Consider the following 24,551-nt stretch of genomic DNA (forward strand, 5'->3'; position numbering starts at 1 on the left):
CTATTCCCCCTCTTGATTGCAGCGACCGCCATAACCCATCGTACCTGCTTCCTTTCGATCGTCAGGCGCCGCTTCTACAAGTTTATGGCAGTCGAGGTTGACAACTTTGCCTTTGTTCAGTTTTAGCTCGTAAGTGTCCAACCACACCTCATTACCCTGCTTATCAACAATCTTTACAAGATCCAGCGATGGTTTTGTATCCAGCACCTCAACAGTTGGAGTCGGTAAAGTGTCAGCAGCAACGGTTCGTAAAAACGTTGCATTTTCATCAAGGATGGAGACGGGATCGACGTGATAACTCAATACTTTTAAGGGTGTTTCTTCCGCTAAACTGTAAAAACTGTTCGCCAATAAAGCTGTTATTACTGCTGCCTTTGTTACGTATTTCATACTTTTTCTCCTTTTTCAGTTTTGAAGTACATACACAGGGCACGCCAGTGCAGTTGATACAGCGCCACTGAAATGACCAGAATGAGTAAGCCAAGCCAGTTAACCGGCTCGAAATGAAAGATAAAGGTGGTAATAAAGGTTGCCAGCAAGATGAGAAAAATAATCATTGCGCCCCACAGCCGATGCCTTTTTCTTATCTCTGGCTGTTCTTTTTCCGGCAGCCTATCCTGCCATATCACCACTAACAGCAAAAAAATTGCGTCCAGCAGATCTACGATATCCAGGTTCTGTATTATTGCAGGTGCTGGCCGTACATAGTTCGAACCATAAGTAATAAGATTATCCAGTGCCATAGCATGCAGATATACACCAGGCAGCTGCCCATGGACCGGGGAAGTGATTTCGTCACGGGCACCTTGTATAAGAGCACCTACCAGCACAATTCTGTCAGTGATAATTTTATTAAACAGCGCCTTTGCCTGCGCATCATTCGCTGCAAGTTGTGAGGCTTTTGCCGTAGTATGATAAGGACAGTTCTGGCGCCACCGTGGGACAAACTTCCAGAATAATTCAGAAAGCAAAATTTTTCCTGCGCCTTCTGCCAGAGTCGGCGTTGGTTCACAGTGGGCCGTACTGCTTATATCCGACTGTATCGCTGCAATACGGCTACCCCATTGCAACGCGATTGGCGCTGAGCTCTCCGATAACCGGTCGGCACAGGCATGGGATTTACAATAATGAAGATACAGGGCTTTCGCTGCACTTGGTGTACCATCTACTTCCAGCGGATAATGGTAGCCAAATCCATCCCAGGCAATACGAACAGGATAGGTGTGGTCAAGCTGCCCGGCAGCAAGGTAGTCAGTTTCTGTTGAGGCTTTGGGCAGATAGGTGGGTATACTTTTGGTCTGACTGAAACGCTGAAAAACACTGTTTAAACGCGCCAGGCTATCAGTATCTGTGGAGCGGTCATGATGATAGATAAGATCCACAAACAGCGCAGACGGCGAATACACCAGGATTTGACGAAATAAAATACTTTGCTGGGTATAACTCAAAGGCCAGTGGGAAGCCAAATCCTTAAGGTAGGAATCGTCAATAAGTACAATTGTGATATCTTTTTGTGCAGAGTTGGAGTACCAAAGAGACGCTATGCGGTTGAGTGTGTCGGTAGAGGCTTTATCTGAGGCACTGGTCAGCCCGAAAGGATCCAAAGCAAACACACACAGTAACGCTACCGGCTTTATCCAATGACAAATATTCCGGTCGCGCAACAAAGATGGCAATAACTTTAACTTCAGGAACAACGTTTTGATACTACTTTCCTTAGTGGTAAAAGACGTCAATTGGTTAAATTATATACAACTGACTCAGGTCCTCAAGTTTATATTTACCAGCTATTTTGATTACATTGCGGTGTTGTGGCTTTATATGCGCGCATCGGATGACTGAAAACGTAAATACTGCTATTTGATAAAATGTGCACCTTCGGGTTGTTGTTCTATAAATTGTGGTAATGTAGCCATTGTCAGAAAAAGTTAACGGAGGGGGTTTTGTCTAAGCTACTGGGAATCACAGTTATTGCGATGATACTGGCCACCACCGCGATATTTGTCGCACCTGATAATGACACGAAAAATGCAGCAGAACAAAATACTGCACCAGTAGCAAAAAAATCTTCAATATATCCAGCCTCAAAGACTGATGGAAAGCTGTCGCCCTCCTCCTCAAAGGCAGAGGTCCCCTCCTCCGTATTGCTTTTTGCTGACTCAGCCATCAATCTTACCCCATTTACTGACATAGAAAATTTGTCACAAGACGTGCTAGATAAACGGATTTTTACTTATCTGAAAAACGGTGGCGATATTTCTGCATTACTGTTAGCACTAATCAATCAGGGCTACCTGTCTATCAATTCTGTCCTGGGTAGTCCGAAGTATGGGTTCACCGCACTTGAAATGGCACTTGCTTTAGACCACAACCTTACAGCTGAAAAAGTGCAGGCATTTATCGAAGCCGGTGCTTATCTGACACCCGGTGATCGGTTTGCCCTCCCCATTGCCAACCTTCAGGACACACAAGCGCTGGATAGACTCATGTTACATGCCGGCTATGGTATGGAGGAAAAGCGTTCGGTGTTCATCGCATCGGTCATATTAGCTAATTCCACCGTCTTTGAGCACTTCCTCCATCTGGATGACTCATACGCATCTCACCCCGGGCTGTATTCGCAGGTAGCGCCTTTTTTAACGACAGAAGAACAGGTCGCGAGCTATTTACACCGAATCCAGAACCACGAGCAGGTTTCGCCCGAACAAGCTACTGAGTTGATTAAGGAATTTTGCAGTAAAGAGATAACGAAGCGTAAATTACTCCTTCGCACCAGCGCTTTGAACGATGAACAAAAACAATTGCTCACTCGACAGGTGCAAGCATTTCAGGACAGTGCGTGCCTTTTTAATAATTAGTGCCCATCAGGTTTTCTGGTTGTTGCAACCGGACAGACCTAATGCGTCTGATGTGATGGTGATAGGTGCAGCTTTCATCAGCGCATTAATACCTATTATATTGCTACCAGCGGGTATAACAGCGACGTCAACCGGACCAAGCTCGCACCGATTATCTATGGATATTGACTCTAACCGATACTGCTGAACACGTTCAATCGACCCGTTCGCCATACGGGCAGCAATAAAGCCGCGCTTTAGTATTCGTCCCTGCTGACGCAACTGGTCAAACGTTCTCTGATTTAACGTGACTAAACCTGACCCCGTATCGACCAAAAAGGACGCTGTGATTGCTTGCCCTACCATGATATCCAGATATAAAGTTCCACCGCCATGCTTTTGTAAGGCAAACTGGTGTTCTTCACTGTTGGCAAAGAAAGTCAGCGGTAGGAGTGAGACCATAATCAGCAGCCGTCGAATCGAGATCATATGCTTTATGTTGTGTAGGAAAAACCTGACAAGGGTTCTGCATAATTAAAACCAGTTTTATAAACATATGAAAAACCGAAGCTTTATATTATTTTACCCATTTTCGTTGCACTAAAAAGTACCAGGCGCACCGGCGTAAGCACCACAATAAGGCAATGTATTCAACAAGACATGTCCGAAGAACAGGCAAACTTCGCAAATTAAAAAAGCTGAAACAGTGAGATTCCCCCTGACAGGATGTTGATTTTTAGCAAAACGATGCCATAAATAAGTGGAGTGATTGTTTTGAATGAGGAGACGTTATGCGTTCGTTAGTGTCTGTAATCAAACTTCTACCTTTAACGCTCTTGGCTACCCCAGCAATGGCCAGTATGACCGGGGGAGCAGAGACGCAAAAAGTGCAGCTCGCAGATTTTTCTGGCAAACCGCCGTTTAAAAGAGAAGTCGTAGAGCTTTCAGTTCATGATGTTGCCAAGCTAGAAGCGTTGTCGAACGATAAGCAGCCGCAAAAGTACGTGTCGGTGCGAACTGTTAATATGAGTGGCAAGCCGCCATTCCGCCGCACAGTGGAAACACTACCGGTTTACGATGTCGCTCAGTTTGAGCAGGTAAACCAAGCCGAAGATGCGACCCGGACCGGTCGTCCGCCATTTAAGCGCTTTTAATCCAATTGCAAAAGCTGATTCTGACATATGTTGGGATCAGCGTTTGTATTGCCTTTTATAAATTAGCACGCTACCTCGCTTTGTGAACCATATTCCGGTGCAATTGAATAGGTTCCTGCCGCTATTTGGTATATCAAAACTTATCGGTCAACTAATTAACCGTTTACAAAATCAAGAGGTAGATTCAAACGCTTAATCGCGCTAATCTTTTTTGCCAGTTTCCCTGATCTTCTCGTAAACAGCTCTCTTCGCTATCAATGCGAACGTGTTGTCGGATATCTTTCACCCGCACACCAATTTTCGCAAGTTGCTTCTGAATGGCAAGTCGAAGCATCTCATCATCACTTCTCTCCGTTGCCCTGTCCATTTCAGCGTCCGAACTGAAAACACAGAAAATCAGCAAACTGTGGGGAAATGCATTGTGTCTGGCGGTGTGTGTAAGCCACTGAAAGCCAATGTTCCAGTCCTTTGCCATCTCGCAGGCTTCAGTTAATGCACAAATTAACGCGTTCTCTCGTTTTTTTATCGTCTTATTCATACTTCAAGGCTCACGACAACGACATAGCCCGGAGGCCATCGACTGGGTATTAAAGTTAACGAAGTTCTTCGCCACCTAATTGATGTGCAAGATCATCCAGGTCAGAGGCGGTGGAATCAAACGCCCCTTCAGTATACTGATATGTGACCCTGACATGATGATCTGACTGCCCCAGCCTAACCTTCAGTCCATCAGCATCCATATGCACCGCTGTATTCAAAAAACGATACGCATGCTGCTCGGTTTCAAACTCATATTCAAGCTGTACATTCATCGATCTGCTTTCCTGCCAGCAACAGACCGAATAAAAAACGCGTTGATAATGTGCTCAAACCGGACCGCAAGCTTTTCCTCTGCTGGCGTAATAGCGCCACAAGACAACCAATCCAATAAAACTTGCTCGGCACTACTGGCCTCACCACTCTCCAGCTTATTCATCATCATGGCCAATTGAATATCCTGACGCTGTGCTGAAAATTCCAGGGGTGAAGGCTGGTCCGTAATCAGCTCCAACTGCGTAGTGTACCAATCGCGACCATGGGCCTTTTTATCCGTATTTTGCATTGCAGTCTGATGCTTTTTACTCATCGTCTGCCACAGCGTTTCAGGGATTTGGTCAGCAACCGCTACAGTCGGGTTTGTCCAGAAAGACAACGCCTCAAGTAACGTCTCATAAGCGACATTTTGTTTGCCGGCGGCCAGACTATCCTGAGCGTTCTGAATAGCTCGCTGCGCCTGTTTCAGACTTCTCTTAAACAACGGACCACCACCATCCAGTCCTGCCGCCTTTTCACTAATATCAGTTAATTTTTGCTGGGCATCAGCAATATTGGACGATGATAGTTCTGCGCTAATCTTATCGACTTCTGCTGCCATTTCCTTATCAGCAGTTTTGGCTTTACTTCGATTCTGTTCCTGGTGTGACTTGAGATCAGAAAACAATGTGTCGTTGGCTTTCTTAAATGCTCGCCAAAGCTTTGTTTCAAAGCGCTGCCCGGCATGACCAATAGTTTTCCATTCCTGCTGAAGCGCCTGCGCCTGGTGAGCCGCATCTTGCTTATTTTCAGCATCCAGTAACGTATTAACCTGGTCAATCAATAGCTGTTTTTTATGGCGGTTTTCATTATGCCATTCCATTACAGCACTGTGTGTTGTAGCTAATGCTGATTCCCATTGTTTCTTAAGCGCTTCATAATCTGCTTTTTCCAGCTGACCAGCATTGCGCCAGTCCTGTCTCAGTTTTTCTAACTGTTTTGCCAATACCGCCATTTCCGTATTATTGACGTCAAGCTGGGCTGCTTGTTCTATTAACGCAAGCCGCTGGTTTTTAGCCTGTTGCCTCAATTCTTCCTGCTGTGCGTAATATGCCCGGCACGGAGCAAACGCGGTTTCTAATGCCCTGTCGAAACGTTGTAACTGGGCATCTTCTTCACCAGGCCTGACCAGCGACTGCCACTGTTTTCGCAATGACTTTATTGCACCGGCGCGCGCTGGAATATCATCGGTCTGTTGCGCAGCCAGCTGCTCAGCCTGCGCAATAAGCTCAGGTATACGCGGTTCAGCCAGATATGCCTGCCAACCTTCTAATCGGCTAATTTGACCTTTTGTCGCCTCAAAGCGGCGTTGCAGTCGCGCAGACTGTTCATCATCTAATGATAAAAACGCTTCCTCCGCTTTTTTAAAGCGCGTTAGCGCAGCCTTGTAGCGCCCCTCTTCAACGAGGTTATCTACGATACTGAGTAAACGCCTGATGGTTTTCAGCTCTTCATCACGGCTTTGCTGTTGTGCTTTCTGTGCCAGACGATGTTGCTTGTAGAGCGTTTTCCACTGATCAACCCATTCTTGCGGCATCTGTTCTAACTTGATACGAAATGTTTCATATTCGTTTTTAAGCTCCTCCAGCGCTGACGGGTTATCAGTAGCGGGGGAAAACTTTTTAACCCGCTCCAAAAACTCAAAAAACTGCTGTGCCAGCTGCTGCTGAGTAGGGAAAATATTAATTCGATGTTGGTGCCGCTCAAGCTTTTGCGCAATTTTTTGCTTTTCATGCTGTGACACGGAGGAATGATCAGCAATGCGAGGATCTTTCAATGCCCTTTCTAGCGCTTCTACTGCTGCGTTAGCCTCAGCAATTTGTGCCATTGAAATAGACATTCTGTCGCCATGGTACAAGTCCGCAATCAATGCGCCAGCTTTTCTTTCCGCCTCGTCCGCCTCAGCTTTCGCCTGTTTAGCGGCGGCAGACTGCTGAGCTTCTTCCCAGGCTGGCCGTAGTTTATCCAGATGCGCATTTACCCGGGCTACCAGATCAGCAAATTTAGCATGAGCTCTTGCCCGGTCTTCTTCTTCCAGCCACGTAAAATCAGCAGAAAGCTGGCTAAATTCGTCCTCCAGCAAAAGTAAGCGACGCTTTATTTCTGCATAATCATTTTTTTCTATTAACGCTTTAAGCTTGGACAGCACCAGCGTTAATTGTTGAGCTACTTGCTGCGGACGAAGTTTTTGTTCTTCGTGACGCTTCTGTTCGTCCTCGATTAGTGACTGCAAATCAGCATCGGTTTCTTTACGGGCGTATTTTTCCAACTGAGAGGACTCAGCAGATAAAATAAGCGTACGACGCACAGACGTATTGGCGTGGTGCTGATAATACGAGAGGATAAATTCATTCTGACCTGCTTTTTGCAGAAGTGTGAGAACCGTTTGATCATCCAATGTTGCAACAGGCTTAGTCAGCGCACGTCTAATGAGCTCGCTATCGGCCGATTCCAGCAGATAATCTTTTTGCTGCTGGGCGTCAAGAGCAGCGCCTTCTTCCCCAAGAACTGCATTCTCTACTTTTTGCCGGGCCACCCGTTTGACGGTGTCAAATCGCGACAACTGTGCTGTTTTCTGCCACAGTGCAAAAGAATCGAGTTTGTGCAGCGCCGCCAACGTTACCGATGGGTCTGAGTCATTAAACGCCAACTCATGAAGAGCCGCCTTGTCCTGCGGTTTGGCAGGCGATAATTTTTCAATTGCAGCTTTGCGTGTAGATGGATCGTTACTGTGATGAGACGGTGTAAATAAACGTTTAAATATCATCCTGTTTGAACCGCGCTATTTCCTGATCTGCTGATTGTTCTTTAAGCGACTGCTGAAAGTCCCGTTTACTTTTATGGACGATCTCGCCCGCTTCATTGACGGTCATATGTTCTGTAGAACGTGCAATTTTGGCCTGATATAGCATAACTGCCTGCATAGTGCTCTCGCGCTGCTCGCTGGTAAGCGGCGTGCCGTCAGCCCATTTTCCCGTTTCTACAGCCTGACGCAGTCGTTCATAAACATCCGGCGTCATGGCAGCCATTAATGCTTCAATATTCATGATGAAAATCGTTTTATAATAACAATGCGAACCCGATTGACAATGTACCAGACAAAGCCAATCACCACGGACAACACCGCCAGATTATATTGAAGATCCCCTTTGTCAGCGCCTCCCCAATACATAAACCCAAATCCGGCTATAAACAGTAACATGGCAAACATGGACTGATTCTGAATGCTGTGCAGCTTTTTAAATTTTTTCAATTGCTGTTTACGTACAATATCTTCAGAAGACGCTTCACCCAGCCCGAAGCCACAATGCGGGCAGTTGTCTGCTTTGTCTGAAATTTTTTTATTACATGATGGACAATCAATGAGTGCCATGTACTCTCCACGGTTACAGATGATGGAATAACTGGCGTTATTATATTTCGCTATTTTTCAGCCGATAATAAAAATGCGTGTCTGCGTAAAGCAGAATCACATCCTGTTTACGCAGACACGCATTTTAGCAGGCCAACTATTTACTGTGAAATTTTGTCCAGTAGTCGTTGACCGTCTGCTTCATTTCCTTGCTAAGTAACAATATACCAAACAGATTGGGCAGTGTCATAATTACAATCGCGACAGCTGACAATGCCCACACCAGGGTGGTATCTGAAAATGCAGCCCAGATAAAACCGGCAACATAAATAACCCGGTATGGCATTACAGAGCGTGGCCCGGCAAGGTATGTCATTGCACGGTCACCATAATATGACCAGGCTATTGCGGTAGAAAAGGCAAAGAGCATCAGACCGACTGATACAATGTACTGGCCCCAATGGCCGAAGAAACCTCGGGTAAAGGCGATGGTTGTCAGCGCTGCTGAATGGACCAGAGATTTACCAGAAACTTCAAGATTATCTTTCATCGGTTTACCATCGATAATCTGTAATGTTCCGGTGAAGGGATCTTCTCCACTCACGGAGTATGTTACATCTTCAGCGACAGAGCGGGCGTTAATCAGCGTAAAGCCATCCGATACAGCGGTACCATTAACTATCCGAATATCGCCGGTATAGGGTTGAATATCCTGGGTTTTGACTTCGTTAAGAAAGTTGTACAATTTGCCGACATCTTCTGAATCCTGATCATCATAGGTGCCTTGCACAAAATACATATCTGACCGGTCAAAATTATTCTCATGCTTTTCCTTCCAGACCCCAGAGGAAAGAATAACCAGCCCGGTGATAGTACAAATCACAATGGTGTCGATAAATGGCTCCAGTAACGATACCATTCCTTCGGATGCCGGTTCCTTAGTTTTGGCTGCGGCATGCGCAATTGGGGCGGAGCCCTGCCCTGCCTCATTTGAGAACAGACCACGGTTGACCCCTTTGTTAAAGGCATAGGCCAACGATGCACCAAGGAACCCGCCAGCTGCGGCTGACCCGGTAAAGGCATCACTAACAATAGCAACAAAGGAAGGCCCGATGTTTTCAAGGTTGTCAAAAATAACCGCCAGCGCACCAATAATATAAATCACCGCCATCAACGGTACGACTCTGGAGGTAAACGCGGCGATACGCTGGATGCCCCCAAGAATGACAAGCGCCAGCAAAATACCAAGGACGCTGCCCACAACGACCGGCTCGAATCCGAACGTAGCTTCAATACTTTGTGCAATACCGTTACTTTGCGGCAGATTACCTGTGCCAAAGGAGGAGATTACCGTGGCTACTGCAAAAGCAATGGCCAGCCACTTCATATTCAAGCGACGATCCATGTAATACATGGGGCCACCCGCCATGGTGCCATCCTCGGTTTGCACACGGTATTTATGAGACAGAGTCACTTCCACAAACTTGGTTGTCATACCAAAAAACGCTGTTGCCCACATCCAGAACAAAGCAGCCGGACCACCCAGGTACAGCGCAAACGCAACACCACTAATATTACCGGTACCTACGGTGCCGGATAACGCTGTAGTGAGCGCCCGAAAGTGAGTGGTATCACCCGGCTCATTGCCCTTATCGAACTTACCGAAAACAACTTTCCACGCATGCTTGAAGTATCTTATCTGAGGAAATTTCAGATAAACGGTAAAAAACAAGCCGACCCCGAGAAGAACAAACGGGAACCACGGAGACCCCCCGAGCACCCCGTCCAGCGACGTTAAAAAATTATACAACCCTTCCAAAACAGGTTCCCCTTTATGTAGTTGTTATTATGCTGTTTTATTGTTTTTTTTATCTGCGCTAGCGCAAATTTGGTACGACGGCTCTGATGGCCACCAAAATATCTTCACCTAACTGCTGACACCGCTGTGCAGACCAGCCAAACACTGGATCTGGTAAATCAGCATTATCTTTAAATGGCATTTCAAAGGTATAAGCTAAACAGTGAAAACGCTCACCGACTGCGTTTGAGGCTACTGTCAGATTAGCTTCTCCGGGTTTATCTTTCGGATAGCCGTGTTTATCCTGAAACTCAGGCGTGACCGTCAGTAATGCTTGTTTAAAATCATCTTCCAGACGTTGCATATGGTCATCATAAGATGGAATGCCTTCACTTCCTGCCACAAAATTATAGGGCAAGGCTTCATCACCGTGGAGATCCAGATACATATCTACACCAATGTCGTCCATGGCCTGCAAGGTATAAAGCACTTCCGGGCTCTTTTCTGCCGACGGGGCCGCCCATTCACGATTGAGGTTGGTGCCAACGGCATTCGTCCGTAAGTGCCCCCGCGCTGAACCATCCGGATTCATATTGGGGATAATATAAAATGTAACCTGTTCAAGAAGATTTCGGGAAAGACCATCTTCTTCATCCAGTAGACGATAAATAAGACCTTCAGCGCACCATTGTGCCATGGACTCACCGGGATGCTGGCGAGCAGTAATCCAGATTTTTTTCTTATGCTCAGCTTCATCACCAATAACCAGCATGGATAAATCCCGGCCGTCATGTGTCTGTCCCAATAAGCGATGGTCGCATTCAAAAAACATTTGAACGTCACCCAGCAAATCGAGGTGGCGCTCATAACTGTAAGGAACAAAGTACGCAAAATAGACGCTTGGCTGCTCTAAAGTAATATCAAAGGATAAATTGTCGCCATCAAAAGCACTGTCTACACGAAACCAGGTCTGACGATCATAAGAAGCCAGCACATTATAATCTTTCCAGCCATCGGGATAGGCAGATTTAGCAAGCTCGGTAATCGTTATCTTGTGCGTGACATGGGCCTCACTGAATAATCTAAAATGAAACCATTGATAAAATTCAGACTGGTTATCCTGGTTAATTGCCAATGTAATATTTTCTGGAGAATCGGCATTGATAACGCGGATGTTACCGCTGTCAAACTGACTGGAAATATGCATAAGTTAGATGTTCCTCAGATGAGTTTGCGCGATAATTTAGCATACTGTGTTTGGTTAATACTATGTTTAAACCGTTTTACTTTCAGGCTAATAAACCAATGGCGACCCAAACTGTTCAAACACTGTGACACTTGTTCAGCAAATGCCCAACTTAGGTATCAATCTTGCCCCCACCATTCTGTTCGGCCGGCGCCGACTGTTTTCGGGATGGGATATCCGGCCCCGGCGCGGAAAGCCAGGTTCTGACTCTCAAACCCGCTGCAGAAGAATAACCCAAAGCGCGATCTATCACCTTGAATTGCTCATCCAGTAAATAATAGGAGGGATAACCCTGCACCTGAAAATTAGATTTTAGCTTGGCGTTGCCAAGGTACACCGGTCCTTTGACGCCGGACTCCTCTATAAAGCGCCTGACGTCGGCAACACTGTCGTAATCCAATGCAATTCTAAAGACCTGATAGCGCGAGGTATCTACGACCTCAGTGTTCGTAATACTCATTTTACAAATTTCACACCAGGGGGCGAAGAAGTAAATGAGTGTACGCTTCCCAGCGCGCGCCGAGATCGTTTGCGGCTCACCATTGAGGGTTTTTACAAATGTTACAGAGGGAGCAGCATCGCCACCAGTAGACAGCATACCGCGCATTTGCCACTGGCTGATCCCATATATCACAGCAACAACGATAGCGATATCGCGGATCCAGCGTACCAGCGAACGCCGATACCATGGCCGGGAGCGGTTTCTGTTCATTATTTTTATCCCCAAATAGACTTACACGCTAATTTTGCGTGACATTTAGTTCAAGGTACAAAAAAACCGGCACTGAATCCACAGTGCCGGTCTTTTTATATTCTTTATGTTATGCCGGAAGGGTTGGAAACGACAAATTCGCCATGTCCCGCACTACCCGCATAACCTGACAACTATACCCGAATTCATTGTCATACCAGACATACAGGGTGACACGATTATCTGCAACGATGGTTGCCTGAGAATCAACCACTGCAGCAGCACGAGAGCCTACCAGGTCGGTAGAAACAATCTCTTTGCTCGCGGTAAAATCTATCTGATGTTGAAGTGGCGAAAACAATGCTGTATCGCGTAAAAACTCGTTAATCTGAAGCTTGTCAGTGTCTTTATCCAGATTCAGATTGAGAATAGCCAGCGAAACATTCGGTGTAGGTACACGTATCGCGTTGCCTGTGAGTTTCCCGGCAAGTTGCGGATAAGCCTTCGCCACCGCTTTTGCTGCACCGGTTTCGGTTATCACCATATTCAGCGGTGCACTGCGGCCCCGACGTTCCGCCTTATGATAATTATCAGTCAGGTTCTGGTCATTGGTATAGGAATGTACCGTTTCAACGTGCCCGCTGGTAATGCCGTACTCTTCATCTAATGCTTTGAGCACCGGCGTTATCGCATTCGTCGTACAACTGGCAGCAGATAAGATAGTATCCGCGTTGGTTACACTATCGCTGTTGACCCCATGCACGATATTTTTGATATCACCTTTACCGGGCGCGGTAAGAATAACCTTCTCAGTACCTTTGGCTTTTAGGTGCAGACCCAATCCGTCACGATCGCGCCAGATCCCTGTATTATCAACCACTATAGCATCATTGATGCCATATTGCGTATAATCCACTTCTTCGGGACTATTGGCGTATATAACCTGAATATAAGCACCGTTAGCTTTTATAGCCCGACGTTCTTCGTCCACAGTGATACTTCCGTTAAACGGACCGTGGACAGAATCTCTGCGCAGTAAGCTGGCTCTTTTTTCCAAATCTCCATCACGACCGCCACGCACAACAATCGCTCGCAACCGCAGTTTGTTATTTATGCCCTGACGCTCAATCAACAGACGCGCCATAAGGCGACCAATACGACCGAAACCGTAAAGTACAACATCTCGAGGCTTCTGATTGTCCTCTTTATCAACCACACTTTCTAACTGCCGACGCAAAAATGCGTCCAGGTCAGTCTCATCAACAGCAGAACCGTAATGAAAGTCAAAAGCTAACTTACCGATATCAATCTGAGCCGGGGCCAGTTTCATCGCGTTGATGGCCTCCAGTATTGGCCAGCTTTCACGCAAACGAAGCTTTATTCCTTCATGTAAACGCACCATGCGGTGTGCCTTTATCACATCAATAGCACTGGCATTGAGCAGTGGGCGCCCGTACACAGAAATCTCTACCGCGTATTTGCGATACAGGCTACCAATGATAGGTAACATTTTTTCGGCGTACTCTTGACGTTCCTGCCAGCTACTTTGTAATTCCTGTTCAAACTGTTGATTCATGCCTTTGCCTTCATCGACTAAAATAGTTTTGAAAGTGAACATAACCGGCTTTTATTTAGGGTACACTAGGTGAATTAGTAGCTCGGTTATGAACGCTGGTATTCTAGATAAGGTAGTAAGGAACGCCAAATTGTTGATTAATTACAATAAACCTATTAAACCCCGTCATATTCTTCATTCTGTTGGTAAGTTTTCGACAATCAGGTCTGTCTTTCTTCTTGCCGCTTTGGTGCTCAGCGGCTGCGACAACTGGGGTCAGAAAAGTATTGCGCAAATTTGTAAAGATTCCCCTGCGTACTGTAATGACCTTAATCCCGATGCCTGGTGTCGTTCGGAAAAAGCCGACATTATTCGACACCGACACGAGCATGCAGAGGGTGCGAGCCACAAGCAAAACTATGCCATGCTTCTTAAATGGGAAGCTTACAAGGCTTGTGTAGCCAAAGCCGCGGGTATTCGCCATATAAAACATCGCGAAAAAGAAGCCGGCAGAATGAAAGGCCTGTTAACCGCAGAACGGGAACTGAAGCGACTGGGATGGCAAACCAAAAACGCGGACGACCCTTATCTCTCTTATTACCACTGGTCTCGCTTCAGTGATACACAGGCCAAGCAGCGGTTTATGCAGTTTGCCGAGGCTGGCAGATTGCACGAGGATCCTGATTTACTAGTCGCCCTTGCCAGCATTCAAATCAAAGTTGATGAAGATGGTGCCCGTGAGACGCTATATCAGGCGCTAGAACGAGTTGATGAAAAGACGATGGTCAGCAGCGATGTGTTTCTTAGCCTCAGTACACTGGCCCTGGACAACAACAGAACAGCTGCAGCTTACTTGTGGGCACAGATTGCAGAATATTATGAGGCGCCGGTAGATATGGCACTGTATGAAAAAATGGCGATAGCAGCGGAGGTAGATATAGATAAGGTGGAGGAATTAGCGGATCAGGTGATCGCTGATTTAGAAAATGGCGAATTTAGCGCATACACGCTTGGCATCCATCGGCTCTAGACTGTAATAAATTTTCATTTTGCTACAGTGAAAATAGCCTGTGGTTAGGACAAAAAAGAGCGCCCTTTGAGGCGCTCCGAACAGATATAGGTCAAACCAGATTAAATATTAGCCACCTGTAAAAGCTTTACCCTTTTACCAATGGTTCATTATCATCGTTGGATTTGAAGTTCATTGATATTGAATTAACGCAATATCGTTGTCCTGACGGTTCCGGGCCATCCGGAAAAACATGTCCCAAGTGGGCATCACACTGTTTGCAATAAATTTCGGTTCGAAGCATCCCATGGGTATTGTCTTCCCGGTATCCAACATTATCCTCATCAGCCTGCTGATAAAATGACGGCCACCCACAGCCAGCATCAAATTTGGTATCAGAAGGAAACAAAGGTGCGCCGCATGATTTGCAAACATAAGTACCATCACGCTTCTCGTCCAGCAATACACCTGAAAACGGTTTTTCGGTACCCGCTTCACGGATGACACGATGTTCTTCAGCAGTTAATTCATTGCTCTGTTTTTCACTCATGACGTCTCCTTAAAGGACTATCTACTTTTTGATAGCAATCTGAGGCCGTTTAGGATCGCTCCAGTCCATATGGAATTTCTTTCCTTCAGGTTTATCAATTCGCTGGTAAGTATGCGCACCAAAGTAGTCTCGTTGTCCCTGCAGCAGGTTTGCCGGCAAAATCGCGGTACGATAAGAATCGTAATAGCTTAATGCTGACATCATGGCCGGACAGGGGATGCCCGCCAGCGTGGCATTAGCAATAGACTCGCGCCAGTCTGCTTGTAGTTCAGTTATTTGATCAGCGAAAAATGGATCCAACAATAAGTTTTTTAGATCCTCATTATTCTCGTAAGCTTTTGCAATAGACTGCAGGAAGACGGCACGAATGATACATCCGGCGCGCCAGATTTTGGCAATCTCGCCGAAATCGAGAGCCCAGTCGTGTTCTTTAGCCGCCGTCGCCATCAATTGAAAACCTTGTGCATAGGCGCAAATTTTGGAGCAGTATAGCGCTTGCTCTAGTTTATTTACCGCCGCCACTTTCTGTTCATCAGACATATCAGGAGCGTGCGGTCCTTTCAATATTTCGCTAGCGGCAACGCGCTCATCTTTTAATGCTGAAATACTGCGGGCGAAAACTGCGGATGTAATCGTTTGAGCCGGACTACCTACCTGCAGGGCACTTACTGCCGTCCACAGTCCTGTTCCTTTCTGGCCGGCTTTATCGAGAATAACATCAACCAGTGGCTGCTTTGTTTCCGGATCGAGCTGCTCAAGAACTTCAGCACTAATTTCCATCAAGTAACTATTCAGCTTACCATCATTCCAGCGCCGGAATACCTCAGCTATCTCCGCGGCAGACATATGCAATGCCGTACGCATAATCTGATACGTTTCACAGATTAGCTGCATATCGGCATATTCAATACCATTATGGACCATTTTGACATAATGCCCCGCGCCCATAGTGCCTATGTAGGTTGCACATGGTTCACCCTCGGTAACCGGCGCACCTGGGACATAAGATTCAAGGGGCTTGCCGGTAACCGGATCCACTTTTGCAGCAATCGCATTTAGAACCGGTTCGATGCGTGTCCACGCATAGGGGTTACCTGAGGGCATGAGTGACGGCCCGAACCTTGCGCCAACCTCACCACCGGAAACAGCTGTTGTGAAAAATATGAATTTGCTTTTGTAGTGCTCTTCGCGTTGCACCGAGTCAGTCCAAAGACTATTGCCTGTATCAATAACAATATCATCGGCTTTGATACCGGCATCGATCAGGTGATTGCACACATGGTCAACGGGATCGCCGGCGGGAACGGAAAGAATGATGAGATGAGGCGCTTTGAGTTTACTTAGTAACTCAGTGTATGAATTACACCCTTCAAGACGAGCGGGCTTATCACCACGCTCTGCAGAATCTTTGGCCAGAATGGCGTCAACCTTCGTCTGGTCTAGATCGAAACAAGCAACGCGATAGCCATTATCCGCCAGATTTAGTGTTAAATTGGCTCCCATCACGCCAAGACCAATAAATCCTATATCACACTGTTGCTGAGTGTCTTGCTTTCCATCTTTGTTTTGCATGGTTCTCACCTTAGATTGCAGATGGCTGCGCATGATATCACCCGATGCTCATTACAACACTATCAAACCACCGATTTTCGGTGAAAAAGGCGATACAAACGAACGTTAGACTCTGAAAAGCATCATCATGACATCAAATGTGGCTGTTATTTATACGATGGTTAATGCAATATGCTTATTCAGACAAACGAGCCAGTCTGAACATGGCGACAGAGCGACCGGCCATCTGAAATATCTGTTGTATGCAAATATCAGGTTGTTCACGGACACTGTCGTATCGGGTATCCAAAAAGAGCTGCCACCCGCTTTTGGTTGCCACCGCCGGCAGCGTAAAACGTTGCTCGGCATGGTCAGCATTAAAACACAGATACCAGTGCTCAGGGTCAACCTCATTGTCGTTTCGGCTACCTTCAATTTCCAGTGCGAAGGCCCGATTATCAGAAGCATGCCAGTGCGCAATTTCTTTTTCTGAGCCGTCAGGCAGATACCAGCTGATCTGCTTAACATTGACTTTATTTTGCCAGTCGTCATCACTCATGAGCAGATGAGACAATACTCGACTGGACTGCCGTATCCCAATGACATAACCACAGAATTCAAGAAAGTCCTGCTTGCGTTTATTCAACTCCCATTGATACCAATTGATATCATTGTCCTGGCAGTACGCATTATTATTTCCCTGCTGGGTCCGGCTCAGCTCATCACCGCCTAATATGTGAGGGGTGCCCTGACTGATAATGAGCGTGACAAACATATTGCGCTTTTGCTGCTCTCTTATTTGCAAAATGTCTTCATCTTGCGTGTGACCTTCCTCACCATAATTGGCCGACAGATTATGACCATGCCCATCGCGGTTCTCTTCACCATTAACCTCATTATGCCGCTTGGCATAGCTCACCAGATCGTGCAAAGTAAATCCATCGTGATAGGTCACATTGTTGACAGACGCATTGACGGGACGTTTACCGCGGGTGAATACATCCGCAGACCCCATAAGTCTGGTGGCAAAGTCTGCTGTGGTGTCGCCATCTCCCCGCCAGAATGCCCGAACCGTATCACGAAATTTATCATTCACTTCGAGCCATTGACTGCTAAATTGTCCTAACTGGTAACCGTCGGGCCCTATATCCCAGGGTTCCGCTATCAGTACCGCATTCTTAAGTACAGGATCCTGACGCATTGCCTGTAACAAACCAGATTCGGGATTAAAAATCTGCGGGTCACGCCCCAGCGAGACCGCTAAATCAAAACGGAACCCATCTACGCCGATTACTTCTACCCAATAACGTAGCGCGTCCATAATTAATTGCATCATCGCGGGTGATGAGGTGTTTATGGTGTTTCCGCAGCCAGAATGATTACTGTAGACCAGGTCGCCGTGAGGCGTCTGTTCAAACAGATAACTCTGATAGGGGCTAAACCCTTTAAAACTTAATATTGGGCCGCCCTTGCCGCCTTCTGCAGTGTGATTAAAAACCACGTCGGCGATGACCTCCAGCCCTGCTTCATGATAACGATCCACCATGTATTGCAGTTCACCTAACGCATCAGAAATAGCATAACGCGGTTCAGGACAAAAAAAGTTGACTGGGTTATAGCCCCAGTAATTAGTCAGCCCTTTTTCTGTAATATAGGGTTCAGGCATAAATGCCGCCATCGGCAAGAATTGTACGCTGGTCACACCGAGTGCTTTAAGATGACTGATTATCTCCGGATGACATGCGCCTGTATATTTTCCCTGTTGTTCCTTTGGCACGGCAGGATGCGTTTTACTTAACCCTTTAACATGAGTTTCATAAATAATCCGTTGATGTGCTGCAATATCCGGTTTCGGTGGACGGGGTGTCTGATAAGCCCGTTCATCGATAACCAGCGCTTTTGGCACCATGAAGTGGGAATCATTTTCGTACTGACGCGCATTCCAGTGTACAGGGCGACTCAGCATTTTTGCGTAAGGATCAATTAACAATTTATCGGTCGATTCGCTAAGTAATGCAGATTCGCCGCGCTGAACCCTGAAAGCGTAATGCTGGTGATGACTAACATGGCTAATGTGTGCATGCCAGATATCACCGGTTTTGTTAGTCAATACCAGTTCGTTCACAGGCTCTTCCGTGTCGGAACTAAATAAGCACAGAATAACTGAGACCGCATCGGGTGAAAACACGGCAAAGTTTACGCCTGATTCAGTCACCGTGGCCCCCAGCGGGTAGGAAAAGCCCTCAGTTTGTATCATCTCGCTATTTGTCATTATTTTGCTCAGTGACTAAGCGCCAGTAGACAGTGGCCAGTGGCGGTAGAGAAATTTCAATTGAAAACGGCTGACCATTCCAGTTTTGTGAGCAAGCCTCTACTGCTTTTACGCTGGTGTAACCACTGCCCCAATACTTCTCATCGTCAGTATTGATAATCAAAGCATAGGTGCCCGGCTGCTCCACCCCTACCCGGAAATTATCCCGGGGCATGGGCGTCATGTTACAGACTATTAGCACCTGCTCGGCTGCTGCAGTCCCCCTGCGAACAAACGAGATCACACTTTGCTGTGCATTGTCGTGGTCTATCCAGCCAAACCCCGCTGGGGAATGATCGAGAGCGTGCAGCGCCGGGACGTGCGTATAAACGTCATTGAGCGCCTTGTGCAGGGATTGGATGCCGTTGTGTTTTGCATGGTCAAGCAGGTGCCAGTCCAGTGAACTGTCGTGATTCCACTCCCGATACTGGCCAAACTCATTACCCATAAAGTTAAGCTTCTTGCCAGGATGAGCAAACATAAATGCCGCGTACGCCCGTAAATTAGCAGCCTCCTGCCACTCATCGCCAGGCATCTTACCCAACAAGCTACCTTTTCCATGGACGACTTCATCATGAGATAGTGGCAATACAAAATTCTCGTCAAATGCATAGACCATAGAGAATGTCATTTCACCATGGTGATAACGCCTGTAAGCCGGATCTTTAGACATAAAATGCAATGAATCATGCATCCAGCCCATATTCCACTTAAAACCAAACCCCAGCCCGCCGGCGTTCACTGGGCGCGATACACCAGGAAATGATGTAGATTCTTCGGCAATAGTCATCGCACTGGGATACTCACGATAAACTGCTTCGTTCATCCACCGCAATAAACTGATTGCCTCGTAGTTTTGATTGCCGCCATCTACATTCGGGATCCATTCCCCCTCCTTGCGCGAATAGTCCAGATAGAGCATTGAGGCGACCGCGTCGACACGTAAGCCGTCGACGTGAAATTTATCCAGCCAGAAAAGCGCATTTGCGATCAGAAACTGTCTGACGGTGTCTTTACCGTAGTCATAAATGCAGGAGTTCCAGTCTGGATGCCAGCCCTTGCGAGGATCATCGTATTCATATATCGGACTACCATCAAACCGTGCCAGGCCATGGCCATCTTCTGGAAAATGTGCCGGTACCCAGTCAATAATCACACCCAGGTTCGCCTGGTGGCACTTGTCGATAAAATATTTAAAATCATCAGGGGTTCCAAAGCGGCTCGTGGGCGCAAACAGACCCACCGGTTGATACCCCCATGAGCCATCGAACGGATATTCTGAGATGGGTAATAATTCAAGGTGGGTATAACCCATTTCCTTGGCGTAGGGGATCAGTGTTTGGGCAAGCTCACGGTAGCTCAGATAACGACGATCATCTTCTGGCTTGCGCCATGAGCCCAGATGTACCTCATAAATACTCATGGGTTTGTGATACCGCTGTTCGCCGCGCTGCGTCATCCAGGCACTATCCTGCCATTGATAATCACTATGATCATAAATGACAGAGGCATGGGAGGGATATTGCTCCGCCTGATAGCCTAACGGATCGGCTTTGTGGGGCAGTCCGTTGCCACTGGCATCTTTTAGTTGGTACTTGTAACGCTCCCCACTCTCCAGCCCGGGCACGACCACCACCCAATAACCCATGTCTGTTTTTTGCATGGGATGCAGCCGTGCATCCCAGCGATTAAAATCACCAATTACAGAGACCGCTGAAGCATTGGGCGCATACACGCAAAACCGCACCGCCGGATATCCGCCTGCCGTGATGATCTGAGCGCCTCCCTGACGATAAAGATTTTGTGGGGTATGATCGATAAAATGCACTGCATGATACGCTTCGTCTTTAAACTGGTAAGGATCGATGTAATCAATCCAGTGGCCATCGCAACACGCGTTGACCTGATACACCTCGTTTTCATCCAAACCTTTCACGTAACCTGCGAAGCATCCTTGCGTCTCATCTTCTTCTAATGTCGCCAGTACTTTACCGGCTCCAGGCTTACTGATAGTGACCCGTTCCGCGTCAGGTCGCCATACACAAATATGTAAGCCTTCTGGCGTTTTTTTCGCTCCCAGAATGTCGAAGGGTAAAGTACAACCGGCCCACGGCAACTGTTGCTTACTATGCATATATGACTCCTGTTATGCTGCCCGCCTCGTGCAGGCAGCTATACTTGGTTACTTATCAGTACTGGCAGACTGACGTGCCTGGGTCAGTCGGTTGGCTAAATCGCGCAAGTTACTATCCCTAAATATGTCTTCCAGATTACGGGTAAGCTTGCGGCGCCAGTTTGGATACTCATCAAATGTACCAGGAATATTAACGGGTTTATCCATTTGCAGCCAATCCTCAAGTTGTAAGCTTAATAAAGCGCTGGAGCCTGTGGCCATATGCGTCTGCAAACCAAAATTGAGTGCCTGAGTCATACCCGTGTAGTCAACATCCCGGCCGACTTCTTCGCTCACCGAATGATGGCCATGAAGCGAATTAAGAATTTCCTGTTTGTCCTTGTGCCTGCTGGTATACAGAGTTTCCAGAATTTCGTCAGTTGGGTACAGGCCTAACGATTTTCCCAGCTCAAGGTCCAGGCAATGCCAGAAGCCGATGAGTGTCGGCATATCATGGGTAGTCAGTGTGGACATTGATTGAACCGGATAATGCGACGGGGAGAAAAACCCGCCATCTTCTGCTTGCTCAAAAAAGAACACACGATAAGAGTAAATTCCATTATCGGCTAGTTTTCCGCGTATTTCTTCAGGCACAGTACCTAAGTCTTCACCTATTACCAGGCTCTGATTGCGGTGACTTTCCAGCGCCAGAATGCCCAGAAGATCGTCTACCGGATAATAGACATATCCGCCATCTCTGGCATGATCGTCTTTGGGCACCCACCATAGTCTCAGTAGTGCCATGACGTGATCGATACGCAGGGCGCCGGCAGAGGCCATGTTCGATGAAAATAAGTCTATAATGGGTTGATAGGCCTGCTCGTAAAGGCGCTTAGGATCCATCGGAGGCAAGCCCCAGTTCTGTCCCAGCGGCCCCAGGACATCCGGTGGCGCGCCCACACTGGCATCGACACAATACAGATCCTTGTTACCCCAGATTTCTGCGCTGCCTTCGCTTACTCCAACAGCTAAATCACGATAGAGCCCAATCGTCATACCAGCATCTACCGCCGCCTGATTTGCTGCTTCCAGTTGTTGTGCCGCCTGCCACTGAAGAAACTGATAAAATTGCACCCGGGTTTTGTTCTTTTTGGCAAACTTCGCTACTTCCGGCTTATGGTATTCTTTGAATTTATTCGGAAACACCGGCCAGCCCCAAGAGGGTTCACCCAGCTCTTTAAGGTGCTCTTGCATAACATCGTAAACCGCCAGCATATCGAGGCTCTCTCCCCCTTCCTCAACAAACGTATTGAAAGCTTCACGCTGGGGCGTTTTACTTTGTAAATAGGTGGATTGATATACATCAAACAGCGCTGTTAGCACCCGGAGTTTGAGATAAGCAACCTTTGCATAGTCAACATAGTCAACATCTCTGGCCTCAGCCAGTTGTTGCTGAAAGTCTGGTGCATTAACAATGGCCTGAACACTAGGATGGTCATACCCCTCCAGCTGCGTAACATCAAGGTAAAGAAAGTTGAGCCACCGACGGGAAGATGGCCCGTAAGGACTGCATGCGTCAGGATTTGCCGGATAAAGTGCATGGATAGGATTAAGGCCAATAAAATCTGCGCCTGTTGCGGCTGCATCAACAATCAGTCTGGATAGGTCGGAAAAATCGCCAATACCCCAGTTGCTTTCGCTACGCACACAATAAAGCTGTACGCTCAGGCCCCAAGATTTTTTACCACTGGCCACGCGCTCGGGAATGTGGCACGCGTCCGGTGACATGATCACACGCATTTGTGCAACAGGCTGTTCGTCGCCTTCGACAAAAAGTTGCAACGTATGATAACCATCAGGCAACGTCTGCGGAAAATTAATTGCGTATTCCTGATACTCAATATCATCTATCTCAGCGACATTAATAAGCTGGGTGTCCACGGGTACCACATTTTGAGTGAACTGTTTGCCCTCTTCAGTAGTCAAACACAGCAGAAATGAATCGTTGACCAATTCTATGGGTAAGCGCATGGCAAAATTGATTGCCTGAGATTGACGAATAACTTGTACCGGGTCCAATACAGATTGCCAGTATGCCACGGTGTCCTGTCTGACCTGCTCTAATACTGCAGATTCATTACTGGTTTCGTATCCTAATGCATTGAGCAGTTTTGCTTTACTGCTATCAGCAATTGTGGCGGGTTTGCCCCAGGCATCAATATAATTAGATTCGATGCCCCGCATCTCTACCAGCTTCTGCAAAACTTGATTCGACATTGTTTCGTATTCCTGTATTTGGCGGTTCTAGCGCGTAAATGGTGAAAAGGTGCATACACGCTTTCCTACAATCTATTAACATTATTATTTAAACCGAGGCTGTTGCGAAAGTGAATACGATTGCATAGATTAAATTTCGTAACTTTGCAACATTTTGCCTTTTTCTTTTGCTTAGTATGCCATTTTGATCCATACTTTACGTAATTTTATTTCAACTCACTAAAAAGTAGAGGCATGTCATGACAGTACGCATCGGTATCAACGGCTTTGGCCGAATTGGCCGCTTAGTTATGCGCGCAGCAGCACAGCGTGATGATATTGAAGTTGTAGCAATTAACGATCTGCTTGATACAGATTATATCGCATATCTGCTTAAGTATGATTCCACTCACGGGATGTTTGATGGCACCGTCAGTGTTGAAAACGATCAGCTCGTTGTCAACGGCAAGACCGTCCGGGTAACATCAGAAAAAGATCCAGGCGACTTGGCCTGGGGTGACGTTAATGTTGATGTTGTAGTTGAGTCAACCGGACTATTCCTGACTAAGGAAACCGCACAAAAACACATTGATGCCGGCGCGAAAAAAGTCGTATTGTCAGCACCTTCAAAAGACGATACACCAATGTTCGTGATGGGTGTTAACCACGACAGCTACGATGGTCAGACGATTGTATCTAATGCATCTTGTACCACAAACTGCTTAGCACCTGTGGCAAAAGTCCTGAATGATAAATTTGGTATTGTGGACGGATTGATGACTACCGTGCATGCTACCACAGCAACACAAAATACTGTTGACGGTCCATCAGCGAAAGACTGGCGTGGCGGACGTGGCGCTGGTCAGAACATTATTCCTTCATCCACCGGTGCAGCGAAGGCTGTAGGTAAGGTGATTCCAGCCCTTAACGGTAAATTAACTGGTATGGCATTTAGAATTCCAACGCCAAATGTTTCGGTAGTGGATTTGACCGTCAATCTTGCTGACTCTGCCAGCTATGAAGCCATCTGCCAAGCTATGAAGGATGCTTCTGAGGGTGAATTGAAAGGTATTTTAGGCTATACAGAGGATCCGGTCGTATCCAATGACTTTCTAGGCGATGCGCGCACTTCTGTTTTTGATGCCGGTGCGGGAATCGCCCTGACCGACAATTTTGTCAAAGTGGTTGCCTGGTATGATAACGAGTGGGGTTATTCCAATAAGGTCCTGGATTTGGTCAGCCACATCAGCCGCTAGGCAATGCAGATAAGGCTAAT

At 46.9% G+C, this 24,551-nt stretch carries 21 protein-coding genes; 4 read left to right on the forward strand and 17 right to left on the reverse strand.

Annotated elements, in window-relative coordinates; translation table 11 throughout:
* Both F458_RS20010 and F458_RS0102920 read right to left on the reverse strand, forming a co-directional pair.
* Positions 1-390 (reverse strand): hypothetical protein, encoded by a 390-nt coding sequence (locus F458_RS20010; protein ID WP_018981877.1) that lies wholly within the window; start codon positions 388-390, stop codon positions 1-3.
* Complete coding sequence (locus F458_RS0102920; protein WP_169334819.1) at positions 387-1,676, reverse strand: CHASE2 domain-containing protein; 1,290 nt, start codon at positions 1,674-1,676, stop codon at positions 387-389. Before F458_RS0102920 ends, F458_RS20010 begins: the two co-directional genes overlap by 4 nt.
* Before the next feature lie 267 nt (positions 1,677-1,943).
* On the opposite strand from F458_RS0102920, the gene F458_RS0102930 reads away from it, so the two are divergent.
* Complete coding sequence (locus tag F458_RS0102930) at positions 1,944-2,858, forward strand: hypothetical protein (protein ID WP_018981880.1); 915 nt, start codon at positions 1,944-1,946, stop codon at positions 2,856-2,858.
* 6 nt (positions 2,859-2,864) lie between these two features.
* On the opposite strand, the gene F458_RS0102935 is transcribed toward F458_RS0102930, so the two are convergent.
* On the reverse strand, positions 2,865-3,299 hold the full coding sequence (locus tag F458_RS0102935) for a retropepsin-like aspartic protease (protein ID WP_169334820.1): 435 nt from the start codon (positions 3,297-3,299) through the stop codon (positions 2,865-2,867).
* Between the two features lie 329 nt (positions 3,300-3,628).
* Between F458_RS0102935 and F458_RS0102940 the strand changes: the two genes are divergently transcribed.
* Complete coding sequence (locus F458_RS0102940) at positions 3,629-3,991, forward strand: hypothetical protein (RefSeq protein ID WP_018981882.1); 363 nt, start codon at positions 3,629-3,631, stop codon at positions 3,989-3,991.
* 184 nt (positions 3,992-4,175) lie between these two features.
* Here the strand turns inward: F458_RS0102940 and F458_RS0102945 are convergent, their stop codons facing one another.
* The 9 genes from F458_RS0102945 to F458_RS0102985 form a co-directional block, all read right to left on the reverse strand.
* Entirely contained in the window at positions 4,176-4,529 is a 354-nt protein-coding gene (locus F458_RS0102945; protein ID WP_018981883.1) for a hypothetical protein, read from the reverse strand.
* Between the two features lie 55 nt (positions 4,530-4,584).
* Positions 4,585-4,803, reverse strand: coding sequence for a hypothetical protein (locus F458_RS0102950; protein ID WP_018981884.1), 219 nt, complete (start codon positions 4,801-4,803; stop codon positions 4,585-4,587).
* Positions 4,800-7,610, reverse strand: coding sequence for a DUF349 domain-containing protein (locus F458_RS0102955; RefSeq protein ID WP_018981885.1), 2,811 nt, complete (start codon positions 7,608-7,610; stop codon positions 4,800-4,802). Before F458_RS0102955 ends, F458_RS0102950 begins: the two co-directional genes overlap by 4 nt.
* The gene (locus F458_RS0102960) at positions 7,600-7,890 is read right to left on the reverse strand and encodes a YeaC family protein (protein WP_018981886.1); all 291 of its coding nucleotides are present in this window, start codon (positions 7,888-7,890) and stop codon (positions 7,600-7,602) included. The genes F458_RS0102955 and F458_RS0102960 overlap by 11 nt, the downstream gene beginning before the upstream one ends.
* A complete protein-coding gene (locus F458_RS0102965; protein ID WP_018981887.1) occupies positions 7,887-8,216 on the reverse strand; it encodes a zinc ribbon domain-containing protein in 330 nt (109 codons plus the stop codon). The genes F458_RS0102960 and F458_RS0102965 overlap by 4 nt, the downstream gene beginning before the upstream one ends.
* A gap of 136 nt (positions 8,217-8,352) precedes the next feature.
* Positions 8,353-10,014: an alanine/glycine:cation symporter family protein gene (locus F458_RS0102970; protein WP_018981888.1), complete on the reverse strand. Its 1,662-nt coding sequence runs from the start codon at positions 10,012-10,014 to the stop codon at positions 8,353-8,355.
* 58 nt (positions 10,015-10,072) lie between these two features.
* Positions 10,073-11,200, reverse strand: a complete 1,128-nt coding sequence (locus tag F458_RS0102975; protein WP_018981889.1) for a M14 family metallopeptidase — start codon at positions 11,198-11,200, stop codon at positions 10,073-10,075.
* 151 nt (positions 11,201-11,351) lie between these two features.
* Positions 11,352-11,951: a TlpA family protein disulfide reductase gene (locus F458_RS18945; RefSeq protein WP_018981890.1), complete on the reverse strand. Its 600-nt coding sequence runs from the start codon at positions 11,949-11,951 to the stop codon at positions 11,352-11,354.
* Positions 11,952-12,060: 109 nt separating this feature from the next.
* A complete protein-coding gene (locus F458_RS0102985) occupies positions 12,061-13,506 on the reverse strand; it encodes a glyceraldehyde-3-phosphate dehydrogenase (RefSeq protein WP_026294448.1) in 1,446 nt (481 codons plus the stop codon).
* Positions 13,507-13,636: 130 nt separating this feature from the next.
* Between F458_RS0102985 and F458_RS0102990 the strand changes: the two genes are divergently transcribed.
* Complete coding sequence (locus tag F458_RS0102990) at positions 13,637-14,515, forward strand: DUF2989 domain-containing protein (protein ID WP_018981892.1); 879 nt, start codon at positions 13,637-13,639, stop codon at positions 14,513-14,515.
* A gap of 127 nt (positions 14,516-14,642) precedes the next feature.
* Here the strand turns inward: F458_RS0102990 and msrB are convergent, their stop codons facing one another.
* From msrB to malQ, 5 genes are all read right to left on the reverse strand, one after another.
* Entirely contained in the window at positions 14,643-15,044 is a 402-nt protein-coding gene (msrB, locus tag F458_RS0102995) for a peptide-methionine (R)-S-oxide reductase MsrB (protein ID WP_018981893.1), read from the reverse strand.
* A gap of 21 nt (positions 15,045-15,065) precedes the next feature.
* The gene (gene gndA, locus F458_RS0103000; protein WP_018981894.1) at positions 15,066-16,616 is read right to left on the reverse strand and encodes an NADP-dependent phosphogluconate dehydrogenase; all 1,551 of its coding nucleotides are present in this window, start codon (positions 16,614-16,616) and stop codon (positions 15,066-15,068) included.
* Positions 16,617-16,791: 175 nt separating this feature from the next.
* A complete protein-coding gene (gene glgX, locus F458_RS0103005) occupies positions 16,792-18,867 on the reverse strand; it encodes a glycogen debranching protein GlgX (protein WP_018981895.1) in 2,076 nt (691 codons plus the stop codon).
* Entirely contained in the window at positions 18,857-21,040 is a 2,184-nt protein-coding gene (glgB, locus tag F458_RS0103010; RefSeq protein WP_018981896.1) for a 1,4-alpha-glucan branching protein GlgB, read from the reverse strand. The genes glgX and glgB overlap by 11 nt, the downstream gene beginning before the upstream one ends.
* A gap of 48 nt (positions 21,041-21,088) precedes the next feature.
* A complete protein-coding gene (gene malQ, locus F458_RS0103015) occupies positions 21,089-23,296 on the reverse strand; it encodes a 4-alpha-glucanotransferase (protein WP_018981897.1) in 2,208 nt (735 codons plus the stop codon).
* A 239-nt stretch (positions 23,297-23,535) separates the two neighbouring features.
* Between malQ and gap the strand changes: the two genes are divergently transcribed.
* Positions 23,536-24,531, forward strand: coding sequence for a type I glyceraldehyde-3-phosphate dehydrogenase (gap, locus tag F458_RS0103020; protein ID WP_018981898.1), 996 nt, complete (start codon positions 23,536-23,538; stop codon positions 24,529-24,531).
* Positions 24,532-24,551: the final 20 nt, after the last annotated feature.

Origin of the sequence: Salinimonas chungwhensis DSM 16280, from assembly GCF_000378185.1 — a bacterium.
GTDB lineage: Bacteria > Pseudomonadota > Gammaproteobacteria > Enterobacterales > Alteromonadaceae > Alteromonas > Alteromonas chungwhensis.